Annotated in this window: 24 protein-coding genes; 16 read left to right on the top strand and 8 right to left on the bottom strand. The window is 39.7% G+C overall.

Annotated features, from left to right (window positions below; genetic code table 11):
* Positions 1–76: 76 nt before the first annotated feature.
* The 5 genes from CWB77_RS02605 (at position 77) to CWB77_RS02585 (ending at position 4,762) form a co-directional block, all read left to right on the top strand.
* A complete protein-coding gene (locus CWB77_RS02605) occupies positions 77–1,468 on the top strand; it encodes an FAD-dependent oxidoreductase (protein WP_138621231.1) in 1,392 nt (463 codons plus the stop codon).
* Positions 1,469–1,471: 3 nt separating this feature from the next.
* On the top strand, positions 1,472–2,788 hold the full coding sequence (locus CWB77_RS02600) for an NAD(P)/FAD-dependent oxidoreductase (protein WP_138621229.1): 1,317 nt from the start codon (positions 1,472–1,474) through the stop codon (positions 2,786–2,788).
* Positions 2,785–3,135, top strand: coding sequence for a EutQ-related cupin domain-containing protein (locus CWB77_RS02595; protein ID WP_010390305.1), 351 nt, complete (start codon positions 2,785–2,787; stop codon positions 3,133–3,135). Before CWB77_RS02600 ends, CWB77_RS02595 begins: the two co-directional genes overlap by 4 nt.
* A gap of 234 nt (positions 3,136–3,369) precedes the next feature.
* Positions 3,370–4,212, top strand: coding sequence for an HDOD domain-containing protein (locus CWB77_RS02590; RefSeq protein ID WP_010390303.1), 843 nt, complete (start codon positions 3,370–3,372; stop codon positions 4,210–4,212).
* Between the two features lie 139 nt (positions 4,213–4,351).
* Positions 4,352–4,762 carry a hypothetical protein gene (locus CWB77_RS02585; protein ID WP_010390302.1) on the top strand — a complete coding sequence of 137 codons (411 nt, stop codon included), beginning with the start codon at positions 4,352–4,354 and terminating at the stop codon, positions 4,760–4,762.
* 62 nt (positions 4,763–4,824) lie between these two features.
* On the opposite strand, the gene CWB77_RS02580 is transcribed toward CWB77_RS02585, so the two are convergent.
* Positions 4,825–5,715, bottom strand: coding sequence for a LysR substrate-binding domain-containing protein (locus tag CWB77_RS02580; RefSeq protein WP_138621227.1), 891 nt, complete (start codon positions 5,713–5,715; stop codon positions 4,825–4,827).
* Positions 5,716–5,839: 124 nt separating this feature from the next.
* Here CWB77_RS02580 and CWB77_RS02575 point away from each other — a divergent pair, with 124 nt between their 5' ends.
* The 3 genes from CWB77_RS02575 (at position 5,840) to CWB77_RS02565 (ending at position 8,059) form a co-directional block, all read left to right on the top strand.
* Positions 5,840–6,292: a DoxX family protein gene (locus tag CWB77_RS02575; RefSeq protein ID WP_010390297.1), complete on the top strand. Its 453-nt coding sequence runs from the start codon at positions 5,840–5,842 to the stop codon at positions 6,290–6,292.
* Positions 6,293–6,370: 78 nt separating this feature from the next.
* A complete protein-coding gene (locus CWB77_RS02570; protein ID WP_138621225.1) occupies positions 6,371–7,321 on the top strand; it encodes a glutathione S-transferase family protein in 951 nt (316 codons plus the stop codon).
* A gap of 30 nt (positions 7,322–7,351) precedes the next feature.
* Complete coding sequence (locus CWB77_RS02565) at positions 7,352–8,059, top strand: pirin family protein (RefSeq protein ID WP_138621223.1); 708 nt, start codon at positions 7,352–7,354, stop codon at positions 8,057–8,059.
* A gap of 40 nt (positions 8,060–8,099) precedes the next feature.
* Here CWB77_RS02565 and CWB77_RS02560 read toward each other — a convergent pair whose 3' ends face one another.
* Complete coding sequence (locus tag CWB77_RS02560) at positions 8,100–10,142, bottom strand: methyl-accepting chemotaxis protein (protein ID WP_138621221.1); 2,043 nt, start codon at positions 10,140–10,142, stop codon at positions 8,100–8,102.
* 217 nt (positions 10,143–10,359) lie between these two features.
* Between CWB77_RS02560 and helD the strand changes: the two genes are divergently transcribed.
* Positions 10,360–12,492: a DNA helicase IV gene (gene helD / locus CWB77_RS02555; RefSeq protein ID WP_138621219.1), complete on the top strand. Its 2,133-nt coding sequence runs from the start codon at positions 10,360–10,362 to the stop codon at positions 12,490–12,492.
* Positions 12,493–12,536: 44 nt separating this feature from the next.
* On the opposite strand, the gene CWB77_RS02550 is transcribed toward helD, so the two are convergent.
* Together CWB77_RS02550 and CWB77_RS02545 are read right to left on the bottom strand one after the other, a co-directional pair.
* A complete protein-coding gene (locus CWB77_RS02550) occupies positions 12,537–13,706 on the bottom strand; it encodes an MFS transporter (protein WP_138621216.1) in 1,170 nt (389 codons plus the stop codon).
* Between the two features lie 314 nt (positions 13,707–14,020).
* Positions 14,021–14,968 carry a sodium-dependent bicarbonate transport family permease gene (locus CWB77_RS02545; protein WP_138621214.1) on the bottom strand — a complete coding sequence of 316 codons (948 nt, stop codon included), beginning with the start codon at positions 14,966–14,968 and terminating at the stop codon, positions 14,021–14,023.
* Between the two features lie 120 nt (positions 14,969–15,088).
* Between CWB77_RS02545 and CWB77_RS02540 the strand changes: the two genes are divergently transcribed.
* From CWB77_RS02540 to CWB77_RS02520, 4 genes are all read left to right on the top strand, one after another.
* A complete protein-coding gene (locus tag CWB77_RS02540) occupies positions 15,089–16,033 on the top strand; it encodes a LysR family transcriptional regulator (RefSeq protein ID WP_055012601.1) in 945 nt (314 codons plus the stop codon).
* A gap of 101 nt (positions 16,034–16,134) precedes the next feature.
* On the top strand, positions 16,135–16,551 hold the full coding sequence (locus CWB77_RS02535; protein WP_138621212.1) for a hypothetical protein: 417 nt from the start codon (positions 16,135–16,137) through the stop codon (positions 16,549–16,551).
* Between the two features lie 707 nt (positions 16,552–17,258).
* On the top strand, positions 17,259–17,762 hold the full coding sequence (locus tag CWB77_RS02525) for an Mpo1 family 2-hydroxy fatty acid dioxygenase (RefSeq protein ID WP_138621208.1): 504 nt from the start codon (positions 17,259–17,261) through the stop codon (positions 17,760–17,762).
* A 25-nt stretch (positions 17,763–17,787) separates the two neighbouring features.
* Entirely contained in the window at positions 17,788–18,579 is a 792-nt protein-coding gene (locus CWB77_RS02520; protein WP_138621206.1) for an SDR family oxidoreductase, read from the top strand.
* Positions 18,580–18,642: 63 nt separating this feature from the next.
* On the opposite strand, the gene CWB77_RS02515 is transcribed toward CWB77_RS02520, so the two are convergent.
* The 4 genes from CWB77_RS02515 to CWB77_RS02500 all read right to left on the bottom strand — a co-directional run bounded on the left by CWB77_RS02515 (position 18,643) and on the right by CWB77_RS02500 (position 21,335).
* Entirely contained in the window at positions 18,643–19,023 is a 381-nt protein-coding gene (locus CWB77_RS02515) for a VOC family protein (protein ID WP_138621204.1), read from the bottom strand.
* Positions 19,024–19,063: 40 nt separating this feature from the next.
* A complete protein-coding gene (locus CWB77_RS02510; RefSeq protein ID WP_054201063.1) occupies positions 19,064–19,471 on the bottom strand; it encodes a GFA family protein in 408 nt (135 codons plus the stop codon).
* A 430-nt stretch (positions 19,472–19,901) separates the two neighbouring features.
* On the bottom strand, positions 19,902–20,081 hold the full coding sequence (locus tag CWB77_RS02505; RefSeq protein ID WP_010390276.1) for a DUF6435 family protein: 180 nt from the start codon (positions 20,079–20,081) through the stop codon (positions 19,902–19,904).
* Between the two features lie 93 nt (positions 20,082–20,174).
* The gene (locus tag CWB77_RS02500; protein WP_138621202.1) at positions 20,175–21,335 is read right to left on the bottom strand and encodes a PQQ-dependent sugar dehydrogenase; all 1,161 of its coding nucleotides are present in this window, start codon (positions 21,333–21,335) and stop codon (positions 20,175–20,177) included.
* A gap of 294 nt (positions 21,336–21,629) precedes the next feature.
* On the opposite strand from CWB77_RS02500, the gene CWB77_RS02495 reads away from it, so the two are divergent.
* From CWB77_RS02495 to CWB77_RS02485, 3 genes are all read left to right on the top strand, one after another.
* Entirely contained in the window at positions 21,630–22,673 is a 1,044-nt protein-coding gene (locus tag CWB77_RS02495) for a flavin reductase family protein (protein WP_138621200.1), read from the top strand.
* Positions 22,670–23,722 carry a fatty acid desaturase family protein gene (locus CWB77_RS02490; protein WP_138621198.1) on the top strand — a complete coding sequence of 351 codons (1,053 nt, stop codon included), beginning with the start codon at positions 22,670–22,672 and terminating at the stop codon, positions 23,720–23,722. Before CWB77_RS02495 ends, CWB77_RS02490 begins: the two co-directional genes overlap by 4 nt.
* A 225-nt stretch (positions 23,723–23,947) precedes the next feature.
* A complete protein-coding gene (locus CWB77_RS02485; protein WP_304644689.1) occupies positions 23,948–24,949 on the top strand; it encodes a branched-chain amino acid aminotransferase in 1,002 nt (333 codons plus the stop codon).
* Positions 24,950–25,081 lie beyond the last annotated feature (132 nt).

The raw sequence follows: 25,081 nt of genomic DNA, 5'->3' as shown, positions 1-25,081 counted from the left end.
ACTTACGGTTTATCTATTTGTGACTTTCTGCAGTAGATAACCCACAGGGTTAAATCCAAATTATTAGGATAGAGAAATGAAAAAATGGCTCTGTATTATTTGTGGCCTCATTTACGATGAGGCCCAAGGTTGGCCTGCTGATGGTATTCCTCCAGGCACCCTTTGGGAGGATGTACCACAGGATTGGGTATGTCCAGATTGTTTAGTGGGCAAAGCCGATTTTGAAATGATCGAAATAACTGAAGATGAAGTAACTGAACCAGCTGTTGTTCAACACACTCGTGTTTCTGAGACCATTGTTGATGAACCGCAAGGCCCAATTGTTATCATTGGTAGTGGCCACAGTGGTTATCAAGTAGCGGCTGCATTACGTAAACAATCATCAACCGTAGCTATTACCGTATTCACCGCTGATGACGGCGCACTTTACAGCAAACCTGCACTTTCGAATGCTTTTGCAATGGGGAAAAGCGCAGCTGATTTACAAAACGAAGCCGCACTTGAGTGGGAGCAGCGTCTTAATATTCGTGTTTATCCGCATACACGTGTTGAACGAATAGATGCAGATAATCACTCTCTTATCACCAGCATAGGGCGTTATAAGTATGGGCGTTTAGTACTAGCGACAGGCGCGTCAGCAATTAAAATTCCAATTGCTGGAGACGCCTCAGAAGTACTAAGTGTGAATGATTTGCACGATTATGCACAATTGAGAGCAAAACTTGATAGTAAAAAGCGAGTTGCTATTTTAGGCGATGGGTTAATTGGCTGTGAATTTGCAAATGACTTGAGCGCCAAAGGCTATGAAGTGAGTGTCATCGGTTTAGGGCAGTGGCCAATGTATCGACTGATCCCACAAGTAGTCGGCGAAGCCTTACAGCAAAAGTTAGCAGACTTGGGGGTATCATGGTATTTAGAAGATAGTATCAACCGTATTGAAGTCAACGACTCTGTTTCATTATTACACTTAAATAGTGGTCAAGTGATTGAAGTTGACGTGGTGCTATCTGCGGTAGGATTAGTGCCAAATGTAACGCTTGCTGAGCAAGCTGGATTAGAAGTTGAGCGTGGTATTAAAGTAAATGACGATGGCCAAACCAGTCGCCCTGCTATTTTTGCATTAGGTGACTGTGCGCAAACATCACAAGGATGGCAGCCATATATTGCACCCATAAATCAAATTCTACCTGCTTTAGTCAATAGCCTGTTGGGCAATGTAACTAACGCCAAATTTTTGCCGAGCCCCGTTATTGTTAAAACCCCTATTATGCCGTTAACTATTTTTCCTGTACCACCTATGGCGCAAGGTCAGTGGCATATAAAACAACAAGGTGAAGAGTTAGTGGCTGTATTTAATGATGCTAATGAGCAAGTACTTGGTTTTGCTCTGTTAGGTAAACAAGTACAGGCTAACCGCAGTTATTGGTTAGAGCAAATAAGTTTAAATAACCTAGCAGCAACGGAGTAAAATATGATTCATTTACCGCATGATGATAATACCTGTGGCTGGTATAACGCTTTACCAAAGCAGCCTAAACAAGCGCTTTTAACGGGGGCACAAAAGGCTGACTACGTGGTTTTAGGCGCTGGTTTTGCTGGTTTAGCTATGGCACGCCGTTTAGCTGAGCACGCGCCAAATGCACGAATTGCCCTAATTGATGCACAGCGAATAGGCGAAGGTGCATCAGGGCGTAATTCAGGGTTTGTGATTGACTTACCGCATAAATTCTCTCTTGAGCACCCAGATCCTGCACATAAGCAAAGATTACTGTCACTTAACCGTTTCGCGATTGATCAGCTTGCTTCTTTTGTTGCTAAATACAACATTGATTGCCAGTGGTCGGCTGCGGGTAAATACCAAGGTGCAGTAGGCGCTAGGGGTGAAGCTTACCTTGATCACTTCGAACATCTTATGACCGATTTAGGCGAACCATTTGAGCATGTTACTGGCACTGATTTGGCAAAAGTATTAGGCACTAATTACTACAGCCGTGCTATTTACACCCCGGGGGGGTACTTGGTTCAACCCGCAGCACTAGCCTGTGGTTTAGGCGCTAACTTACCAAAAAACATTGAGGTATTTGAGCATTCGCCTATTGTGCGCTTGGAGAAAGAGCAAGGCGGGTGGCTGTTGCAAGGAGAGCACGGCAGCATTAAAACACCTCAGTTATTACTGGGTACAAGTATTTTTACTCGTGAGTTTGGTTTTTTAAAAAATCGATTACTTCCTGTAATGACTTTTGCTAGTTGGACCCGACCGCTAAACGATAAAGAAATGCAGCAGTATACAGGTTTACTTGATTGGGGACTTACACCCGCTGATCACGCTGGCACAACGCTTAGGATGACCGCTGATCGTCGTATTATTATTCGTAATACCTACCAACATGTAGCTAAATATGGCAACAGCATTAGTGATAAGTTGCGTCAGGAAATTCAAAACGATCATCGCAAAGTATTTTTAGCTCGCTATCCACAACTAGTCGATGTGCCTTTTACACATTCGTGGGGAGGCACCTATGCTATTTCGCGAAATTTCACTAATTTCTTTGGTCAACTCGATGATGGAGTGTTTGCCAGCGCCTGTGATAACGGTGTGGGGGTTGCTTGGGGAACTGTGTCGGGTACTTTGCTTGCTGATTATGTTATGGGGGCAACATCGCAGTCGCTTGATGATATTCAGCAGGTAACGGGTATGCCAAGTTTAAATCCACCAGAGCCATTGCTTGGTTTAGGAGTAAAAAGCCGAATTAAACTTGCCAAATGGCAAAGTAGGAGTGAAATATGAAACAGGTTAAATTAGTAGACAGTAAATTACTCGACTTTAATGTACGTGGAGATACGCCTGGCATGGCCTACGTGGCTCGTGCACTTAGCCCTGAAATATCACCAAATATTGGTGTTGGTTTTGCGAAATGGGAAGGTGCAAAAGTAGCATGGACAGTACTTTATGATGAAGTTGTATTTGTTATAGAAGGCTGCTTCGAGTTAACCGCAAATGGCGAAACTCATCATGTTAAGCCAGGGCAAATGCTCTGGATACCAGAAGGAACAGAGCTGGTATATGGCGGACATGCATTGTTTGGTTATGTTGTTCATCCAGGTAATTGGAAAGAGATACATGGTATAGCCTAACTGCCATTTTAAGTGTTCAAATTAGTTCCTAAGCCCTCTAACCAACCATTTGAGGGCTTTTTTATTGGCCGTTTTTTTAGGTTGCATTAGTAATGAAAAATAAAAGCTTAAGCCACAAATAGTTAATTTTAAAAACAGGTAAAATATTGAATATTGAGTAATCAACTTCTAGTATAAAAGTTCAAATGGAATAAAATAAATAATCCATATAGCTTAGCTGGAGGCTAGACATCGATGATTGTAGTTAATGAGCAGGTATTATCAGATGTAAATAAAAACTTTATTATTCCACCAAGACCGCAAATCTTAAATGATCTTGAATTATTAGCATCTGCACAAGAGCCCTCGCTTTCAGACGCCGCAGAAATCATCGCTAAAGATGTTGCTATTGCATCCGCTATTTTAAAGATAGTTAATTCACCCGCTTATGGCTTAGTTCGTAGTGTGTCAAATATTAAACAAGCCATTATGTTTTTAGGTTGGAATGGCATTGAAGCTTTAGTTCCTAGCCTAAAGCTAAAGCAAATGTTCGCCCAAAATGAGTGCTGTATTAGCCTTGAACGTTTTTGGGATACCGCCTCAGAAATTGCTGATGTAAACATGATTATTGGACAACGTCTAAATAATGTCCCCGTTGAGTACTTGTATACGCTTGGTTTGTTTCATGATTGTGGCATTGTGCCAATGGCAATCAAATTTGATAATTACGTGAGTGCTTTGCATACTTCAAATAATACCCATAAAGAAAGCTTGATAGATATAGAAGAGCGTTTATATGGAACTAATCATGCCACTGTGGGTTATTACTTAGCTACCAGCTGGCATTTACCCGTAGATATTTGTCAGCTTATTTTACGTCATCACGATTTGAGCATGCTAAGTAACATAACTGGAAGTAACCAACAATTGTGTTACAGCGTTTTAAAAATGTCTGAGAATCTGGTTAATTGTGTTTTACGCGGCGACACCACTAAAGATTGGGATGATATAGAAAAACACGTTTTAGCAACATTAAATATGTCAGAAGACGATTATATTGATCTACAAGAAGAGGTGATTGACTTTTTGAACTGCTAATCGCTTTTTAGCAGCTTAAAATCTATAGGTTAGTTTTTTTCACTTATTGGTTTGTTTTTAATCGTTTGTCGAGATTAAGTAAACACTCTAAAGTTTAGTTGTCGGCAACAAGCACGACTAACCAAATAGGAAATTAATCATGAAACGCTCACTTATCAAAACCATCGCTCTTGGCTCTTTATTAACTTGCTCAGCTGCTGTAATGGCTGATCAAAGTGATTACAAGTTAATGGTTATTGAAGAGGCTAAAACAGCCCCTCAAGAATTCGAAGTTGCATTTAACGATTGTGCATTAAATGTAAAATCAAAAAATTATAGCCAAGCTGAAGAAATTTGCTCAAAAGCAATTACTTTATTACAACAAAGCACTGGCCCACGTTTTAAAGTACGTGAGCTGACTTCATTTGCTTTAAGTAACCGTGGTGTAGGACGTTTAATGGCTAAAAACGAAACAGCTGCATTATCAGACTTTTACGAAGCACAACAAATGTCAGGTAACGAGTTAGTGTCGCACAATTTAACGCGCGCTAAGCAAGATCTCGCGCTGTAATATTTATTACAGTTTCAAAAAGCCCATGCTGTTTTGGCATGGGCTTTTTGCGTTTATTAGGGTTAAACACTATTTAGAATAATTTGGGTCAGCTGTTTCAGCCCTTTACCTTTGTTAGTTATTTTCCATGCAAGGTATAAGTCTTGAGTTGGGCGTGGCTCGGTAAGTTCCACAACATGCAGTTTGTTAGCTTTTATATGCTCAGTAATAAGGTTTACAGGTAAATAACCAATACCAATAGCGGATAAAATAGCGGTTATTTTTTGGCTTACAGAACTTACATAAAAACGCTGATTACCTTCGATTAAGTTAGCTGACCACGGAATACCTTGCTTTGCTGAGTCATGCACTATAACCGTGGTGTATTGACCGAGTTCGCTGGGCTCAATGGGGGTTTTTAGTAGCGCTAACGGGTGGTTAGGGTGAACCACCAGAACATTTTGAATATCAGCTATTTTTACCGCTCTGATCCCCTTTTGATTAGGTACAGGGGCCGGTGCGCCAATCACTAAATCAACATCATCCTCAATTAAAGCCTCCCAAGTGCCATTAAGTACTTCCTCTTTAATGTCTATCTCGATATTTTTATGCTCATTTAAAAATAGCTGTAGATTTTTGAATACGTCACTTATGTCAAAAATAGAGTCATAGGCAATACGTATCCGTGGCTCCCAGCCATTAGCTATGGTTTGTGTTTGCTCCGATAAATTATTTATAGCATTGAGTACTTTACGCCCCTCGGTCAGTAAATGTTTACCTGCTGGGGTTAAAACGGCACGTCGACCTTGGCGCTGAAACAAGGTTACATTTAATTGCTCTTCAAGTTTATTAACAATATACGACAAGGCTGAGGGTACTTTATTAAGTTGCTCTGCAGCGGCTGCGTAACTGCCACGATGCTCAATGGCGTCCAGTACCAGTAAAGCTTCTATGCTTATAGGGGGTGTATTCATAATGATACCCAATATTAACTGTTCAAAATATTTGAACATATAGAGCAAATAATAGGAGTTATTTAATTTTAATTCAACCTATACAATAGCTGCATACTCAATTGGAACAATACAGGTTAAAACTATGACGATTAAAAATATCACAGCTGCCATCACAAAAACTGAACAGTCTTTTGCAACACTACCATTAAGGCTTATTGCAGGATTAGTGTTTAGTGCTCATGGTGCACAAAAACTGTTTGCGTGGTTTGGCGGCTATGGCTTGGAAGGCACAGGGCAATGGATGGAGTCGATTGGCTTAGCACCGGGCTATTTAATGGCATTAATGGCCGGTGGCGCTGAATTTTTTGGTGGGTTACTACTCATCGTTGGTTTGCTGGTGCGTCCTGCGAGTTTTGTACTGGCTATCACTATGGTAGTTGCTATTTTTACCACACACATAGATAACGGTTTATTTATGAGCAATAACGGTTATGAATTTGCGTTATCGCTGTTAGCCATTACCCTAGCTTTACTGATCCAAGGAGCTGGAAAGCTATCCCTTGATGGAAAAATTCATAACAAATTAAATCAATAAGCTGATCACATAAGTGATTGAACTTTAAGCAGCCAACCTGCGTAAGGTTGGCACACTCTATAAACTAAGGAGACGGACATGGGATTACTTGTTAACGGTGAATGGGTCGATAAATGGTATGACACTGAAAAAAGCGACGGTAAATTTGTACGCCAAGATAGCCGCTTTAGAGATACGATTTCATCAGCGCAAAACAGTAAATTTAAACCAGAAGCGGGTCGCTATCATTTATATGTATCCTTGGCTTGCCCTTGGGCGCACCGCACCATTATATTTCGTAAATTAAAGCAGCTCGAAGACATTATTTCTATGAGTATTGTTGAAGCCCCCATGATGGAAAACGGTTGGGAATTTGGCGAGCAGGGCGATCCACTTTATAACTTAGATTACGCTTATCAATTGTATTTAAAAGCCGACCCTAGCTATGAAGGGCGTGTTACCGTGCCTATTTTATGGGATAAAAAAACGCAGACTATTGTAAACAACGAATCAATAGAAATAATTCGCATGTTTAATAGTGCGTTTAATGAGCTTACTGGTAACACCGACGATTATTATCCAGATGCGCTACGTGAAGAAATAGAAACAGTGAATAACCGTGTCTATAACACCATTAACAATGGGGTGTATAAAGCCGGTTTTGCTACAACTCAAGAAGCTTACAACGAAGCTTACACCGCCTTGTTTGATAGCTTAGATTGGTTAGAAACTCGATTAGCAAAACAGCGTTACTTAGTGGGCGATAAACTCACTGAAGCCGATTGGCGATTATTTACCACACTTATCCGCTTTGATGCTGTGTATCACGGGCACTTTAAGTGTAATCGAGAAAAGTTAAGTGAGTTTCATCATCTTAGTAACTATATTAATGAGCTTTACCAAGTACCTGGGGTAAAGGAAACGGTCGATTTAGAATACACAAAGGTGCATTACTACGTCAGTCACGTAACCATTAACCCAACGCAAATTGTGCCTTTAGGTGCTAAACACACGTTTGATGCTGCCCATGATCGAGACCGTCAATACTAAATGACGCAGAGATAACGTATAGGAAAAAATATGCTTACTCATTACCCAAAAAATAGCTTAGGCAATGCTGATCATGGTTGGCTTAAGTCAAAGCACCATTTTAGTTTTGCGAATTACTATAATCCTGCGCGTATGGGATTTGGCACTTTGCGTGTAGTTAATGATGACTGGGTGGCCCCAGGTATGGGGTTTGGTGCGCACCCACATAGAAATATGGAAATTATTAGTTTTATCCGTAGTGGTGCCATTACTCATCAAGATAGTATGGGCAACAAAGGGATCACTGAGCAAGGTGAGGTGCAGGTAATGAGTGCAGGCACAGGCATTACCCACTCAGAATATAACCTAACAGATGAACCACTAACGTTTTATCAAATTTGGATTCAGAGTAATCAACACAATGTTGAGCCGCGTTGGGAAAGTAAAAAGTTTCCTACGCAAGCTGCAAGCCGCCTTAGCTTACTGGTTTCAGGTTATCCAAAAGATGCCGATAGTGCACTGTTTATTAATCAGCAGGCGCGTATTTATGGTGGTAAGCTGGCAAAAGGCACGTTAATAACACAGCCGATTGATCATCAAGCCTATGTACTGGCATCGGCAGGAGAGTTTATTATTAGCGATGAGTCAGCCTCAGTTAACATGAATAAAGGTGATGGCGCAGAAGTTACACAGACTAAAACCATCACTTTAACGGCAACCACTGAATGTGAATTGATTATTATCGATAGCAAAAGTTAAGCGCAATTTACGTGCGCTTAACTTTGTAATTGTTACTTGTTCATACTTTAAAGCTTTCCACTTGCGATTTCATTTGCTTATATAAAGCCGATACATTTTTAGATTGTTGCGTAGTTTGCGATGAAATTTGTTTCATTTGTGCAGATTGCTCTTTTAATGACACTAAATTTCGATTTATTTCGTTAGCCACATGTGACTGCTCTTGTGTAGCTTGTGCGGTTTCGGCCGACATTTGCTGCACTTTTTCAAATGCGTGGGTCAGGCTATTAAAAATGGTAATTACTGAGTCAAAGTTGGTTAAGGTGGTATTGGCATTAGTTTGGCTATTTTTAATTGAATCAGACGACGCTTTAACATTGTCATTTAAGCGTTGGATCATGGTATCAATTTCGTCTGTGCTTTGTTGAGTTCGTGTGGCAAGCGTTCTTACCTCATCAGCTACCACGGCAAATCCACGGCCTTGCTCGCCGGCTCTAGCGGCTTCAATCGCTGCATTTAAAGCTAATAAGTTTGTTTGCTCTGCTATATTCCGTATCACTTCAAGAACGGAGGTTATATCGGTAGAGCTACTTTCTAGTTCAACCGAATTCGCTAATGCAGACTTAATATCGTTAGCTAAGTCTTCAATCGCTTTGCTAGACACATCAATAGCTTGAACACCTTGCTTTACCTGCTCGCTAGATATATCGGCTTCCTGCGCGGTATTTTTTGCAAGCTCTGCCATTTGTTGATTGGCCATGTCCATTTCATGACCCGCACTGACTATTGACTCAGAGGCATTAGCAAGTTTTTGGGTTACTTCCATCGCGGTATCAGATACATCATTTAAATCACCCGTTACTGCACCAAGTTGGCTTGATTGCTGCTGAATATTTTTTATTATTGTTTGTAAATGGCTCAAGAAGTTATCAAATTCATTGCTTAAATCAGCTAATTCGTCGTGTGATGTAGTGTTAATACGTTGGGTTAAATCGCCATCGCCAGCGGCTATTTCTTTAATACGAAGGGTAATATTATTGATATTATCGGTTAGCTTTTTCGGAATGTAATAGCCCACACCTAAAGCGACAATAAAGGCAATAATAATCACAATAAAAACAATTTTTTCAAAAAGTTGAATGCTTTGTTGTACGTCTTGTTTTACAGCTCTGGCATGCGTGCGTGCTTCTTCTCCTGCAATATCAAGTATATTTCTTAATTCGTTAAAGCTTTTATCAGCTTTTGCTAAATTATTATCAATTAAAGCGACTTGCTTTGCAGGAGTTGAGTAAATCAAGGCTTTGCTTTGCTCATACCATTGCTGGTAAAGCTGATCGAAGTTGGCATATTTTTGTGTTAGCTGCGGCTCGTCAATTAAATAACTACGGTAACTATGAAAACGACGAATAACTTGGGCTGCGTTTTCTTCAAATATTTTTTGATTTTGTGCTAAATCACCGTGTTGGTTTACTATTTTTTGTTTTGCAAGCCGGGCTTGGTATATATCTCTATCGGCATTTAGTATCTCTGAAATGGCTTCTACATAACGCCCTAAACGCTCAGCCCCCACCTTATCTTGCTGTTGTTTATTAGTATAAGCGCGAAGCTCTTCACCGGCCTGATCCATCATTTCGCGGATTTTTATAAATTCAGGTTCAGATTTATTTAAATCACTTTGCATTTTACCTTGCGAGTGGTTGGTATCAATGAGTGTTTTACTATGATTTACCCATTCATTATACAAAGGCATAAAGTTGGAAAATGAATCATGCTTTGCTAGTAATGCCTCTTCATCTTTTAAATAAATTAAGTATTTTTTAAAGCGATCCTTTACTTGCTCTGCGTTTTCTAAAAATTCTGCTTTATTCGTCTCACTATCACCCGCGGCGCTGAGTAAATTTTCAAGTGCAATACGTGCTTGATATATGTCTCTGTCGGCATTGAGAATAACAGTAACAGCTTCAAAAAAGGTTTCAGTTTGCCTTTTCATAGCGTTGTCTTGTATGTAAGTAATTGAAGCTATGGCTACTAGCAAGCCTGCAAGGATCAGTGCTAAAAAAGCGATTGGCAAAATGACTTTAGTTCTAATTGAATTTATTCGCATGTTTCAATCCTTGTTATCTTACTGTATGTAGAGTAAATATTAGTCACATAGTGGTGTTTATGCCAAGCTGGTGGGTAAATTAATTGAGTGTTTTTTATACGCTATAAAATCCGTGTAAACATTACGGCTAATTTTTATTGGTTTTATTATCCTTGCAAGGCGTATTCCCTTAAAATATGGCTAATTGGTTCATTTTTATAAAGGAATTCTGCTGTTAATGAATTCTATTCAGGCTAGTGTATTTGGCCGTATCTTTACCCCGCATCGCTTTGTCGATATAAACCAACAAGGTTTAGTATTCAGCAATAAAACACAAACAACTACATTGAGTTGGTGCGATTTAACGTCGCCTATTCGCTATGAGTATGGTGTGCTTGGGCAAACACTGCGATTTAATAACGGCTCTAAGCAGTATCGTATCTGGATGAGAGCTTATGGCAGTAATAGGGCATTTAAAGCGCATACTGATATGCTATGGGTTAAAAGTAATATTGCTGTGCTCAATGAGGTGTTGAGTGAAATAAACCATTTTGCTCACACTCAGTTTTTGCGCCAATCATATGTGGCTGATATAAAAAAACGGGTAGATGAGCAATATAAACGTTGGCTACCTTGGATAAAAAGCAGCGATGTTCTAGCACCAGTCAGCACACAAATAAAATTGCTTGAACAATACAGTCAGTGGAGCGATTTACTCACTCGTTTTTTTCAGCATAAATACACTCAATCACAATTAGAGCGCTATAACGATTTTTTCAATAGTGTTGAAACAAACCCACTCACTGAGCAACAACGTCGAGCTTGCATCATAGATGACGATAATAACTTAGTGCTAGCAGGGGCTGGTACAGGGAAAACCAGTGTGTTGGTGGCCAGAGCGGGCTACTTGGTTAATAGTGAACAGGCTAATTACAGCGATATTTTATTACTCGCCTATGGTAAGCAAGCTGCTTGCGAAATGGATGAACGAATTAAACAAAAGTTGGGCACTGAGTCCATTAAAGCGGCCACATTTCACAGCGTCGGCTTAACCATTATTAGCGAGGTTGAGGGCAAGCCACCTAAAATATCTAAACTCGCTGAAAACGAAAAGGCTAAAATAAAATGGGTTGAAAGATGTTTTGAATCGCTTGCCAATGCTAAACCACAATATGCTAAAGCATTGGTAAATTATATAAATAATACTCTTTATGATGTTAAAAGTGGGCTTGAATTAAGTGCTGCAAAGCCCAATCATATAGCGCTTCTAAAAGAAATAAAAACTGGCGGTCATTTAACCAAGTTAGCGACTTTATTTAGCCAATTAATCAGCGTGTATAAAACCGCAAATATAACACTTGAGAGTGATTCAAAGCAGATACAGCAAGCCTGGAAATTATTAAAGCCGTTGTTAGCCAACTATAACCATTATTTACGCACACAGGGCGAAATAGATTTCGACGATATGATCATTAAAGCCCTCGATTATGTAAACACAGGAAAGTTTACATCGCCTTGGCGTTATATCATGGTGGATGAATTTCAAGATATATCACCGCTGCGAGCTAAACTTGTAAAAGCGCTGCGCGATAGTAAACCGAATAGTTCACTGTTTGCAGTGGGAGACGATTGGCAAGCTATTTACCGTTTTAGTGGTGCAGATATGCGACTTACTACCGAGTTTGCCGCACATTTTGGCTTTACAACACAAACTCTATTAGATAGGACCTTTCGCTTTAATAATAAAATTGGCGAGGTTGCCGCAGGTTTTATTATGAAAAACCCAGCGCAGTTAGCTAAAGACATTCACTCAGTTGTAAAGGTAACTAAACCCGCCGTTAGCGTGCTAAAAACAGTGAAAAGTGGCTCAGCTAAAAACACCAAAATAGCGGAGCTAAATAATGGTGCAATTAAGCATTTACTACAGGGGATTAAGGGTCATTCAGGCAAGCCTGTCACTGTGTATTTACTTGCACGGTTTCGATTTCAGTTACCTTCACTGGCCGATATAAGTGCTTTACAGCAAGAGTTTTCAGCATTGCATTTTGAGTGTGATACGTTTCATGGCTCAAAAGGCAAAGAAGCCGATTATGTCATTATATTAGCAATGAATGGCGGAGCGTTTGGATTTCCGAGCACTAAGCCAACACCTCAGATTTTAGAAGCGTTATTACCCGCAAAAGATAATTACGCACACAGTGAAGAGCGTCGCTTATTTTATGTAGCGCTCACTCGCGCTAAACATAAAGTGTACATAATAGCTGATGATAACAACCGCAGCTGCTTTGTTGATGAACTTATAAACGAGCATAAAATTGAAGTATTTGAGTTAAAAAATAAAGCGGTTGCTAAAGAGGTTACTCAAGCGTAAACCGCTTAATACCGTAACCAGCATTAAGCGGCTTTTAGCATTCGCTAGCCGGCAACGGGGGTGTTACCAGTTGGTATTTTTTTCATACTTTTTATAAGCATGTAAATACAGGTAGTAATTAAGCAGCCACCTAAGTAAATAAGCACACCATGGCTTTTATCTGAAAAATAGGTAGCCATTAGCGGCCCTAAAACCGAGCCCACACTGTAACTTAATAGCATTATTTCGGTAGCTGAGACTATTTTTGCCATAGGCAATGAGTCACACGCCAGAGTAATGGCAATCGGGTAAAGCGCAAAACTGCATGCACCTAATATAAAATAACTACTTACTAGAGCCGCAAAGCTATTAGCATGTAAAATACCCACCACACTGGCGGTACCAATAAAGCAAAAAATAGCCATTAATAAGCTTTTAATAATGCGGGTTGATAAATAGCTCACTAAAGGCTGAACTAACATGCCACCTAAAATAATCACCGCCATAAGTAAGCCGGTATATTGAGCTTGTTCAGTTTGTGCGGCTATATAGACCGGTAATAATCCATAAATAGGGCCTAGTAATAACCCCGATACTAAACAGCCTAAAATAGCAGGGCGGCTGAGAGTTTTTAGCTCTTTAAATGGTAGCTTTTGTAAGTTTTGCGTATCAGGTTGTCCTCGGGTAATTAAGAGCGGCGCTAAAATCGCAACAGCTAACAAAGTAATAACAAATAAATAAGGCACAGCATCTGTCGTTCCTAATGGTTTAATGGCAAGTTGACCTACTGCGCTGCCACCGTATAAGGAGGTCATATATAACCCTAGGCGCTTAGCTCGCGCTTTTGCGGTGTTGGCCATTAATAACCATGACTCTACCACCACAAATACGCCAGCAACTGCCATACCAGCCACAAAGCGTGCTATTAACCACATAGTGGCCGTTGGGCTGATCAGCTGGGCGATAACACTAATAATTAATAAAGCTAAAAACCCGATGAAAGCCAACCTATGACCGATTTTTACCACTACGCGCTCTATACATAAAGCACCAATTAATAAGCCTAAATAAAAGACACTGGCAAGCCATGGAGCTAAATCAATATTGATGTTAAAAGCATTGAGTGATAACGGGATCAAGCTCATTAAAAAACCTGATGCAATAGCAAAAAACGATAAGCCAATAACCGGCGCTAGCGGGTTATTTGATTTACTATCAGCGGTAAGTTCCACCATTAGATTGTTCCGAAAAAGAGGTTAAATAATTGCTGTTTTTAGGGGAGATTGATAAAGCAATTATCTTAAGGAGGTTAATTTTGCGGCGAATTTAGGCTGATTTGACAACGAAGTAAAGAGTTTTTTAATTGCTAAATGAAAATATTATTCAAAATGTTTTTTTACGTAAATTAAACGCTTACATGCTATTTTTTTGTAGAAGTAAGTTAGCTTTATTGTTTTAAAATTGTTGTATTTTTAAGCGTTGTTTTAAATTAAATAATACTACTTATAAAACCAAAAAAGCCCACTTTGGGCTTTTTAGTGCGTTATATTCAACTTATGGCAACGGCAAGTTGATGATACAAACCAATCCCAACAATAACATTAAATGGAAAGGTGACACCTAACGAGCTAAGCATGGCAAGACCAATATCCGCTTTGGGGATAGAGGCTTTTACAGCAGCAGGTGCGGCAATGTAAGAAGCACTAGCTACTAAGCTGCCCAGAATAACCACTGAACCTAATTCTAAATTTAGCAAGGTGCCAACCATAACGCCAATGGTGCCTAAAAATAACGGCGTAATAATGGCGAAGGCAGCCAGTTTCCATTGCTGCCAAGGAAAAGGGCGAAGCGTTTGTGCAGCAACCAAGCCCATTTCGAGTAAAAATAGCGCCAGCACTACTTTAAAGCTACTGGTAAGTAAACTCGTAACTTGGCTACCCTGTTGGGTGCCATACATCATACCGATAATTACACCGCCAACGAGCAAAATCACACTCTTATTGGTAAGCGTTTCGTGCCACAGTGCTTTTAACGATAAGTTGGTGTTTTCGCTGTGTGCTTTGTCGAGCTTACGATACAACAGTAAACCTACAATAATGGCTGGTAATTCAAGCATAACTAGGTACAAGGTAACTTCTGCGCCCACTTCTAATTTAGCCGATTCGGCATACGCTAATGCTACCGCAAATGTACCAGCACTAACCGAACCATAGTGGGCAGCAATGCTGGCGCTATTCGCTACGCTTAGCTTAACAACGTGTTTTAAAATAGGGTATAAAGTGAGTGGAATAAGCCCACCAAGTAACATAACCGTGGCCATTTCTGGGAGTAATTGCCAACTTAAATTGCCATGCAGAACCATGCCACCTTTTAGACCTATGGTAAGCATGAGTAGTAAGCTGAGAGTGTCATACGTCGCTTTGGGAATAGCTAAATCAGAGCGAAGGATACCCGCTGCTAATCCTAAAATAAAAAACATTACTACAATATCAGGCACGCTGTTCTCCTCTTTATTACTAATTTGATTTGTTAAGCGGCGCTATTATAGGCAAATCTTTATATAGTAAATAATAAAATGAATGATAACATCCTATAGATAAAAACCTATGAGGTGCGTATGAATATAAGGCAACTTTCCTTCCGACTACTTGAAGTATTTATGAGTGTAGTAAAAACCGGCTCTATAAGCGAAACCGCTCGTGGACTTCATTTGACTCAGCCTACGGTTTCTTTACAAATTAAACGCTTACAAGAAGCGGTAGGTGAACCGTTAATAATTATGCAGCAACAAAAGTTGCAAATAACCGAAGCTGGTATGGCCTTATTTAGGACTTGCCAACAGGTTTTTGGTCATTTTGAAGATTACCAAGATTACTTAGCGGAGCTAAAAGGGGGTGAACGTGGACGATGTAAAATTGCTATGGTTAATACTGCCCAATATATTTTACCTAAGTTGTTAGGCCCATACAGTAATGAACATCCGCATGTAGAGCTACCACTTGAAATAGGTAATCGTTCAGCCGTTTTAGCACGCTTTGAACGCGGAGAAGACGATATTTATGTATTTAGTCACCCGCCATCTTTAGAGCATGCCCAGGCTGCTAGATTTCTACATAACCCTTTAGTGTTTATAGTGCCACTAAATCATCCATTAGCCGATAAAACCGCACTTAAACTGGCTGATTTAGTTCCGTATCGTTTTTTATTGCGTGAAACAGGCTCCGCCACTCGCATGTTATTTGAAAGCGAGCTGCAAAGTAGAGGGTTGGTATTAAGTGACAGTGTGCAAATGGCCAGTAATGAAGCCATTAGAGTGGCGGTAGCTTCAGGTATGGGGATTGCGGTGCTTTCTCAGCATGTGCTGCCTAAAGGTGATAATAGCTTTAAAGTGCTTAATGTTACCGACACCACTTTAGCTAGCCATTGGTATTTTGTGGTGCGTACAGACCGACATATATCACACGCTGCACGCAGCTTTTTAAAGTTTGCTGAGCAACACTTAGAGCTGTATTTAGATGAGAAGTGGGTGCGAAATGAGTTAAGAGGGCTTAATTTGAAATAAAAATAAGCTTTAGAGACAATTAAATATTAACTGGTATCAAAGTTGCTTAAGTTATTTCAGTTAAAGAATATAACGATTAAAGCAAAAATGGATTTGAGCCAATGACTTCAATAACCTTTAAAAATCAATATAGTAGTTACAATAATCCCGTTAACAAAGTGGCAAAAACGAGTGACGTTCTGCCAACATCTGCCGCTGAGGCAACAACCAGTACCGCTGAAAACCAAGCAACCCCTAATTTTATCGCTAAACCAGAAGACAAAAGCTTTTTAGAAAATGCCCAAGAGGCATTAATTTATCAACGTTTAGGTGTCGATAAAGAAACTATAGCTGAGTTAAAAGCAGCAATAGAAGCCTTGGCAGAAGAACTAGGAGAGGAAGGGGTTGATGTAGATGCCATAAAAGAGCAGATTGCTGAATTACAAAAAATGTTAGAGCAAGAATTCGAAAAAGGCACGGAGCGAATGGCAATGCATCCAACACATGAAAAAGGCAAGCTGGTAACCGCATTAGCTTAGATAACGGCATGTTGAAAGGTTATTGACTCCTGTCTTTAAGTAGGTTTTAAGTGATTAACGCACAAAGAGGGCAAACAGACGCTGCGCTTTTAGAGAAGTGAACTAAACCATAACTTTTATGGCTTCTCATTTATTTTTTAAGTTACATCTGTAACCAAAAAACCAAGCAGGGGCTTATAAAAAGCAATAGCATGCCCACACTCAGTAAGTTACCTCTAAAAAGGTTAAAATCATCAAGTATTTTGTGCCACTTATACTTAAATAAATATCTGCCTACAACAATATCTAAACTAAGCATTATTGTTAGCCAAACAAAACCCACATTTAAACAATCTAAGTACGAAATAGGGTTAACCCATGGCAAGGTTAGCCAAGTAATGGCATAAATAATCGCAGTGCCCAAAAGTAAGCTGAGTGTTTTTGCGCGTTTTAGAGCGTAAAATCGATGTAAAATCCTTACTCTAATATTGCCATTAATTATCTCAGCTAAAGCGAGTAATAGGCCAACGGCGAGTGTTTTTAAAAGCATGTAAACCTCCTGGTGCTGATCATGTTAATTATTAACGATGACCTTACCTAATTTATAGCTATAACGCATAAGGTGCTGCTCACCATTTTTAGAGATTAACTATCGTTATCAGTTGTTATTATGTGTCATTTTTTATAAGGTGAACTTTGCTTATAAAAATAACAATAGGAACGCCGTCATGAAAACCCTTGAACAACAGCTCGGCCAGTATGGTTTGTACCATCGCTCTAAACGAAATGTATTAACCCATTTTTTTGGTATTCCACTCATTGTGTTTGCCGCTTTATGCTTACTCGCCCGAATTGAAATTCCTATTGCTAATTTTAGCATTGATGGCGCGCAAATTTTTGTATTAGTCTCTGTGGTTTACTATTTTATGTTGAGCTTTTCGCTTGGTTTAATCATGGGAATTATTTTCACTTTATTGCTGGTAGCTGCCCAGCCAATTGCCGCAATGGCATTAATACCTTGGTTGGTAATTGGAGTTGGGGTGTTCGTGTTTGGCTGGATATTACAGTTTATTGGTCATTATTTTGAAGGTAAAAAGCCCGCTTTTGTTGATGATTTAGTAGGCTTAATTATTGGCCCTTTGTATGTCACTGTTGAGCTACTATTTTTAATGGGCTTTTACAAAAACTTAGAACAGCAAGTGAATGAAATAGCGGGTCCAACTAAAGCATAACCAGTCAAAGAATATAAGGTAAACCATGGATTATAATAATAAAACAGTGTGGATCACCGGCGCATCATCAGGTATTGGTGAAGAACTTGCAAAACAATTTGCAGAGCAAGGTGCAAAGGTTATTTTATCAGCGCGAAATATCGATAAACTCAACCAAGTAAAAGGCGAGTTAAAAGGCGAGGGGCACCGTGTTATCCCGCTTGATTTATCAAAGCCCGAAATGGTACTGCAGGATGTATCGGAGAAAATAGATAGCTTAGGCCCCATTGATATTTTAATTAATAACGGTGGCGTATCGCAGCGTAGCTTATTTTTAGAAAACGACTTTAAAGTGTACCGGCAACTTATGGAAGTAAATTACTTTGGCTTAATTGCACTCACTAAAGCGGTACTACCTTCAATGGTGGCACGTAAAAGCGGTTCAGTAGTGGCTATTAGTAGCGTGGCAGGCAAAGTAGGATCTAAGTTCAGAACCGGATATTCAGGCAGTAAATACGCTGTAGTAGGCTTTATGGATTGCTTACGCGCCGAAGTGGCAGAGCACAACATACATTGCTTAACTATTTGCCCTGGCTCAATTAAAACGGCGATTGCCCATAACTCATTGAACGAGCAAGGTGAGGCGCAAAACAAACCTGAGCCTTCAATAGAAAATGGTATGAACGTAAATGTAGCTGCATCAAAAATGCTCACTGCAATCTACAATAAAAAGGATGAAGTAGTAATAGGGCAAGGGTTAAGTGGTTGGGCACCGTTTATAAAACGGTTTTTCCCAGGGTTATTTAATCGCTTAACTGCTAAGATGGAATATAAATAGCTAAGTACAGTACTTAAACGCCAGCATTTAGCTGCTTAGCGCAATGCTGGTTCGTGCTTAGCTTTAGGGCTGTTTTTGTACCTTCCAAGGTGGGTTTAATCGATTTTCTCCAGCTTTATAGAGTTTAATTTTATTTCCTGAAGGGTCTTTTAAAACCGCTTCTTTCCATAGATACCTTTGCTCTGTGGGTTGCTGTTCGAATACGATCCCCTTTTTGATTAATTGCTGGCACAATTGTTCAAGGTTATCGTTCTCAAAATAAATTACAGAATGATTTTCAAAAAATTCACTCTCTAAAGACAATGAAAATGTAGAGTCTCCTTCAGGGCAACTAAAACGTGCATAATGAGGTGTATCAACGATTTGGGTAAAGCCAAGTGTGCAATAAAAACTCACCGCTTCATTCATATCTTTGACTGGCAAAGTTACTTGATTCAGTTTCATTCAAACTCCCACTTAAAAAAATAGATAAATTTATATGAATTTACTCTCGTCCTGGCTCATGTCCCTCATAACGAGGAAGCTGAGCATCTAAGTCTTCCCAATTAGCTTTTGAGGTGATGAAATTATGCGATATGGGTCGCTCTGTTATATCGCAGGTCAACGCGCCTAATCGAAGGCGATATCTTTGAGGAGATTGAGCGTTAGCACTATAAATTGGAGCGCCGCAGGTTTTACAAAAGTACTTACGTTTACCTTCACTACTTTGGTAAAAAGTAAGTGTGCCGTTGTAATCAGTTAATGTCAGATCGCTGGCATTAATAAATCCATTAGTAGCAAAAGCACTGCCACTGGCCTTACGACAAAGCGAACAATGACAATGAATAATATCAGTAACTTTACCATTAATTGAAAAGTTGATTGAGCCGCATAAACAACTACCTGTGTACATCTGTATTCCTTGATTTAATTATAATTTTTTCATTATATTGCATTTTTTCCAGTAAATTTTTGATGCTTTATGGCTTAATTACACACTTTACTAAAAATGCTTTCCTCGCACTCACAAAATCATCAGCGCTTTAAGATTCTGCTACTTCAAACAATGCATCAACTCTTTTGGACTAGATTAATAATTCCACTAATTAACGTTAATGTAAATAATTGTTTATGCGAGGTTTTAGGTGGGTTATGAGCATAAGTAAGAGAAGGCAATAATGCTATGAGTATAATCAGCTGTGCTCAATTAAAAGCTAATTACGATGGAGGTTAAGCTAGGGAATTATCTGGTTGGGCTTAAGTGAATTTAAAAAAGGATGTTTGTAAGTATTAAAACCCCGCGTTTTTAACGCGGGATTGGTTTGAATTGGTAGGATATATGTTTACTTGGCCTTTTTGGCTTCGAGTGCTTCTATTTCATTCCAGATTTTTTCAGCCTCGTCAGTTAACATCGCATAGCTTTTAATATCGCCTTTTCTTTGTGCTTGCATGCCTTGCTCTAATTTTGCATCGTACTCTTTACGCAATTTTTTGATTGGATCTGGCTTTAAAAATGAAAACATCAACACCCTCGTTCTTTATTAGCTAATTACAGTAACAGTACGCAGTTAAGCTGCAAAAAGTTTGCTGTTACTGTAATTAGATGTATTAAATGACTACTTAGGATCTAGTCGCACAATGCCCTGGCCATCTAATCCAAGGTAAATAGTACCATCATCACCTTGGGCTAGGCTGCGAATACGGCCAATACCTTCAAGTAATTTACTTTGTTTAACGACCTTGCCATCTGCTATTTCTAATACGCTAACAAAGGCGTATTTCATTGAAGCGAGTAAAAATTTACCTTTAAGTTCAGGGTATTTATCACCTTTTACTAGCAACATGTCTGAAGGAGCGATAGACGGTGTCCACTGTAATATGGGCGCTTGCATGCCCGGTTTTTCTGTTAAATCGGTAAACGAGGTGCCGCTGTAGTTAATACCGTAACTCACCACGGGCCAGCCGTAGTTAGTTTTAGGTTTAATCATATTAAGCTCATCGCCACCACGGGGGCCGTGTTCGTGTGCCCAAAATACACTATTGTCACCATCGAACCACATACCTTGTGGGTTACGATGCCCATAAGACCAAACCGCTGGTTTTGCACCTTTTTGGTTTACGAAGGGGTTGTCGGATGGAATTTTACCATCGTCGTGTAAACGATAAATTTTACCGCCATCACGGCCTAAATCTTGTGGATTAATATCTCGCGAGCCGCGGTCGCCAATCGAAAAATACACATAGTTTTGGTTATCAAACACAATACGGCTGCCGTAATGCTGACCTTTTTTAGAGTTATGCTCACCTTTGTATAATTGTTGTGACTCAAGTAGTTGGCTGTGATCGTTACTTAGCTTTGCACGCATAAGTGCGGTGTTACTACCTGCGCCATCGCCTTCACTGCTTGAATAAGTAATATATAGCCATTGATTATTAGCAAAATCAGGGTGTAGCTCTAAATCAAGAAGCCCGCCTTGGCCGTTGGCATCTATTTTTGGTAGCCCAGTGATTTTAGTTAAGCTGGTGGAGTTATTACGAAGTAAATAAAGGATGCCGCTGCGCTCGGTTATTAATAAGTCACCGTTTGGCAGAGCCTCAATAGCCCACGGAATTGAAATTCCTTGGGCAACAGTTACCGGTTTTACATTAAGCGCTAATTTATCCAATTCTTTAAAATCAACTGCATAAGCGCTGAGGCTGGTGAGCCCCGAAAGTGCAAATGCACAACTGATTTTGGCAAGTGTAGAAAATTTTTTACGCGTTGTTACTTTGTTCATAATGGCTTCCAAAATTAACTAAATTTTAACTACCTTAGCACGCTATTTATCATGGTGTTAAGTATTTGGGATAAGTACAAGTGCACGCAATTTAATCGTTCTCCATTGGGTACTTAAGCGTTGTTAACCTTTAAATACCGCTCTAGAAAAATTGAATAATTACTCTAATGGGGTTGAAATTTAAAAATTCGAGCGTACACTTGTGCGCTGAAGTTTGGGCTTACACGTGTATGCTCAAATATAAAACCCAGCAGAAACTAATGGGTAGTCGATTTAAATAGAGAATTTATAACCATGTTAACTCCGGTATTAGACCAATTTTCAAAATGGTTTTTACACCATCAAAGCTTTGCAGCTTATATTGAGCCAATAATGCAAAAGTTTAAACCTGCGTGGCGCGCTGACCTTTTTCGAGCCAAGGTTGTTGATGTCCAAGCGCTAAGCGGGCGATTTTTAAGTATTTCACTTAAACCAAGTAAAAAGTGGCCTATACATATTGCTGGTCAACACATTAGCTTAACGGTGGAAGCTAATGGACGTTTGCTTACTCGAGTGTTTACTTTGGCATGCAGCCCCGCACAATATAAGGCGACAGGTTTACTTCGTTTATTAGTAAAAACAGATCAGCAAGGTCATTTTACAAGCCAATTGCAAAATGCATTAGCGGTGCAGCCATGGTGTAATATTTCTCCACCAAGTGGCGACTTTGTATTTAAAAGCTGGCACAAACCCAGCACGTTTATTGCTGGTGGTTCGGGAATTACGCCTATGCTTGCTATGCTTGATCAGCAGCTAAGTAATACTGAGCATCAGATAAAATTAATTTACTTTGCTACAGCAGGTGAGCACCAATGCACTAATGAGTTAAAAATGCTGACACAGCAATATAATCATTTTTCTTATGTACTGCTTACACGGGATCGAAGCCCATATTTAACTACTCATATAAATACGGACGATAATCCTGATATATATTGCTGTGGTCCTGCTGGCTTTATGCAAGAAGTAGCAGATTTTACTCGTCTACTTAATTTAACCTATTACCAAGAATCGTTTGCTCTATCCTTGCCTAAATTGACTGACGACAATCATTTTTCAGTAATAATAAATAAAGACACGCATGTAGTGACTAGTAATGAGGTGCTATTAAACCAGTTTGAAGCAAAAAAACTCCCTGTGCAGCGTGGTTGCGGCATTGGTATTTGCCATCAATGCCAGTGCATTAAAAAGTCGGGAGTGGTGCGTAATTTAAAAACTAATCAATTATCAGATACTGGCGAGCAGTTAATTCAACTGTGTGTGAGCCAAGCCGTTAGCGATTTGGAGTTACAGCTATGACAACTATAAATTATCAACAGTTAGCCGATGATTTAGATGAAATTAAAATGTCGACATTAGCTACAGTTGGGCAAAAGGATGCAAATTATATTCGTTCTATTGTGCGTAAGCAGCGGTTTTGCGAAATAGGCGGACGGATTTTATTGATGCTTGGTTTTGTACAGCCATTATTGTGGGTAGCGGGTGTTTTATTACTTGGTTTGGCTAAAATTCTCGACAACATGGAAATTGGCCACAACGTAATGCATGGTCAATACGATTGGATGAACGACAAACAACTTAACTCTAAAAGCTACGAGTGGGATATAGCCTGCGATGGCCAAAGCTGGAACCGCGTTCATAACTTTGAACATCATACTTACACTAACATTATCGGAAAAGATCGTGACTTTGGTTATGGCTTATTAAGGTTGAGCAATGACTTTAAATGGCGGCTAAAAAATACATGGCAGTTTATTATCTATTTAAATTTAAGCGTGCTGTTTCAGTGGGGCGTGTCGTATCATGAGCTCGCAGGCGAGCGAGTCTTTATAGGTAAAAAGAAACCAAACCGTAAAGGCGCTGTAGCGCATAGCACTTTAAAAAAGCGCTTTTTTAGTAAAGGGGCGCGCCAACTAATTAAAGACTATGTGTTATTTCCAGTTTTGGCGGGACCACTGTTTTTATGGGTATTAAGCGGTAATTTTTTGGCAAACTTAATTCGTAACCTATGGACCTCAACCATTATTTTTTGTGGTCATTTTACCGAGCAAACCCATACCTTTTATGAGCAAGACTGCAAAAACGAAAGCCAAGGGCAGTGGTATTATCGCCAAGCGCTGGGTTCGTCAAACATTAAAGGGGCGCGTTGGTTTCATATTTTAACTGGGCATTTAAGCTTTCAAATAGAGCATCATTTATTTCCTGATATGCCGTCGTCGCGTTATCAAGAAATTGCGCCTAAAGTGCAAGCAGCATTACAAAAGCAGGGGATTGCTTATAATACTGGCGGATTTTTTCACCAATACACCTCAGTATTAAAGCGTATATTGCGTTATTCGTTTAAATAGAGGCTAATAAAATAGCCGCCATCATAATGTACGCATTAATTAATCAGCTAACTATAAAATGTTAGCTGATTATTGCATTAAAAGGTTGGTAAGTGCTTTATTGATTAAATAATCATCAGTACATGCAAAAAATTCTTCTAATTAATTTAAAAACAGCTCGTTTTGCTATGGTTAAATAGTAGCTGGTTGTCATACAATGGAGAAAAATAGACCACACAAGAGAGAATAAAAATGGCAGCATTTGGTACTGTGTTTATGCCGCAGATGATTCAAGCTAAGTTTTCTGACAATCAGTGGGGCGAAAGCTCAATTGTTCCTTGCGATAAGCTTGAGTTGCATGCAGGTGCGCACGTTCTTCATTATTCAAGTACATGTTTTGAAGGGTTAAAAGCCTTTCGTCACGAAGATGGCTCGGTTAATATTTTTAGAATGGACGCTAATATTGCGCGCATGCAGCAAAGTTCTGAATTGTTGAGTTTACCTGCTGTTGATGGCGAGATGCTAAAAACAATGATCATCGATATTGTTCGTGAATACGCCGATGAAACGCCGCTTCCTCCTGGTTCTATGTATATTCGCCCAACCCACATTGGTACTGAAGCTGCCATTGGTAAAGCGGCGGCACCGTCAATGAGTTCGTTGCTTTACACGTTATTATCGCCAGTGGGTGATTATTTTTCAGGTGGTGCAACTGCGTTACGTGTTTTACTTGAAGAAGATGGTATGCGCTGTGCCCCGCACATGGGTATGATCAAAAGCGGTGGTAACTATGCCAGCGCACTTGGCCCAATTTCAGCAGCACGCACTAAATATAAAGCCGACCAAATTTTATTTTGCCCAGGCGGCGATGTACAAGAAACCGGTGCCGCAAACTTTATTTTAATTGATGGCAATGAAATCATTACAAAAGCACTCGACAGCACATTTTTACACGGTGTAACCCGTAATAGCATTTTAACCATAGCTAAAGATTTAGGTATGACGGTTAGCGAGCGCAACTTTACTGTCACTGAGCTTTTAGAGCGTGCAGCAAAACCAGGTACTGAGGCAGCACTTTCAGGCACTGCGGCAGTATTGACTCCAGTAGGTACGTTTATCCATAACGATAAAGAATACAAAGTAGGTAACGGTGAACCAGGGCCAACAACGGCACGCTTACGTCAGGCATTGAACGACATTCAATGGGGTAAGAGCGAAGATAAACACGGTTGGTTAACTAAAATCTAATCGGGTTCTAGGGTCTGTTGACCTTTGCGGATTAAAATTTGTTCAAACTAGGGGCGGTTTAATCGCGGCGCGAGGTTTGTAACCTAGTGGGCTAAGTAAAAACCGAGCAACAAAGAGAAATTCGTCCCTAGG

The sequence above is a fragment of the Pseudoalteromonas sp. S1610 genome (genome assembly GCF_005887465.1).
In the GTDB taxonomy this organism is placed as follows: domain Bacteria; phylum Pseudomonadota; class Gammaproteobacteria; order Enterobacterales; family Alteromonadaceae; genus Pseudoalteromonas; species Pseudoalteromonas undina.
Note: the sequence above shows the minus strand (reverse complement) of the source record. Positions and strands in the feature narration are given on the sequence as shown.

Bases quoted from the DNA above. Each gene is read 5' to 3' on its own strand.
- helD (WP_138621219.1), top strand. From the start codon at position 10,360: ATGAATTCTATTCAGGCTAGTGTATTTGGCCGTATCTTTACCCCGCAT.
- CWB77_RS02560 (WP_138621221.1), bottom strand. From the start codon at position 10,142: ATGCGAATAAATTCAATTAGAACTAAAGTCATTTTGCCAATCGCTTTT.
- CWB77_RS02500 (WP_138621202.1), bottom strand. From the start codon at position 21,335: ATGAACAAAGTAACAACGCGTAAAAAATTTTCTACACTTGCCAAAATC.
- CWB77_RS02575 (WP_010390297.1), top strand. From the start codon at position 5,840: ATGACGATTAAAAATATCACAGCTGCCATCACAAAAACTGAACAGTCT.
- CWB77_RS02565 (WP_138621223.1), top strand. From the start codon at position 7,352: ATGCTTACTCATTACCCAAAAAATAGCTTAGGCAATGCTGATCATGGT.
- CWB77_RS02515 (WP_138621204.1), bottom strand. From the start codon at position 19,023: ATGAAACTGAATCAAGTAACTTTGCCAGTCAAAGATATGAATGAAGCG.
- CWB77_RS02540 (WP_055012601.1), top strand. From the start codon at position 15,089: ATGAATATAAGGCAACTTTCCTTCCGACTACTTGAAGTATTTATGAGT.
- CWB77_RS02590 (WP_010390303.1), top strand. From the start codon at position 3,370: ATGATTGTAGTTAATGAGCAGGTATTATCAGATGTAAATAAAAACTTT.
- CWB77_RS02595 (WP_010390305.1), top strand. From the start codon at position 2,785: ATGAAACAGGTTAAATTAGTAGACAGTAAATTACTCGACTTTAATGTA.
- CWB77_RS02535 (WP_138621212.1), top strand. From the start codon at position 16,135: ATGACTTCAATAACCTTTAAAAATCAATATAGTAGTTACAATAATCCC.
- CWB77_RS02580 (WP_138621227.1), bottom strand. From the start codon at position 5,715: ATGAATACACCCCCTATAAGCATAGAAGCTTTACTGGTACTGGACGCC.
- CWB77_RS02605 (WP_138621231.1), top strand. From the start codon at position 77: ATGAAAAAATGGCTCTGTATTATTTGTGGCCTCATTTACGATGAGGCC.
- CWB77_RS02600 (WP_138621229.1), top strand. From the start codon at position 1,472: ATGATTCATTTACCGCATGATGATAATACCTGTGGCTGGTATAACGCT.
- CWB77_RS02510 (WP_054201063.1), bottom strand. From the start codon at position 19,471: ATGTACACAGGTAGTTGTTTATGCGGCTCAATCAACTTTTCAATTAAT.
- CWB77_RS02495 (WP_138621200.1), top strand. From the start codon at position 21,630: ATGTTAACTCCGGTATTAGACCAATTTTCAAAATGGTTTTTACACCAT.
- CWB77_RS02570 (WP_138621225.1), top strand. From the start codon at position 6,371: ATGGGATTACTTGTTAACGGTGAATGGGTCGATAAATGGTATGACACT.
- CWB77_RS02525 (WP_138621208.1), top strand. From the start codon at position 17,259: ATGAAAACCCTTGAACAACAGCTCGGCCAGTATGGTTTGTACCATCGC.
- CWB77_RS02585 (WP_010390302.1), top strand. From the start codon at position 4,352: ATGAAACGCTCACTTATCAAAACCATCGCTCTTGGCTCTTTATTAACT.
- CWB77_RS02520 (WP_138621206.1), top strand. From the start codon at position 17,788: ATGGATTATAATAATAAAACAGTGTGGATCACCGGCGCATCATCAGGT.
- CWB77_RS02505 (WP_010390276.1), bottom strand. From the start codon at position 20,081: ATGTTTTCATTTTTAAAGCCAGATCCAATCAAAAAATTGCGTAAAGAG.
- CWB77_RS02550 (WP_138621216.1), bottom strand. From the start codon at position 13,706: ATGGTGGAACTTACCGCTGATAGTAAATCAAATAACCCGCTAGCGCCG.
- CWB77_RS02490 (WP_138621198.1), top strand. From the start codon at position 22,670: ATGACAACTATAAATTATCAACAGTTAGCCGATGATTTAGATGAAATT.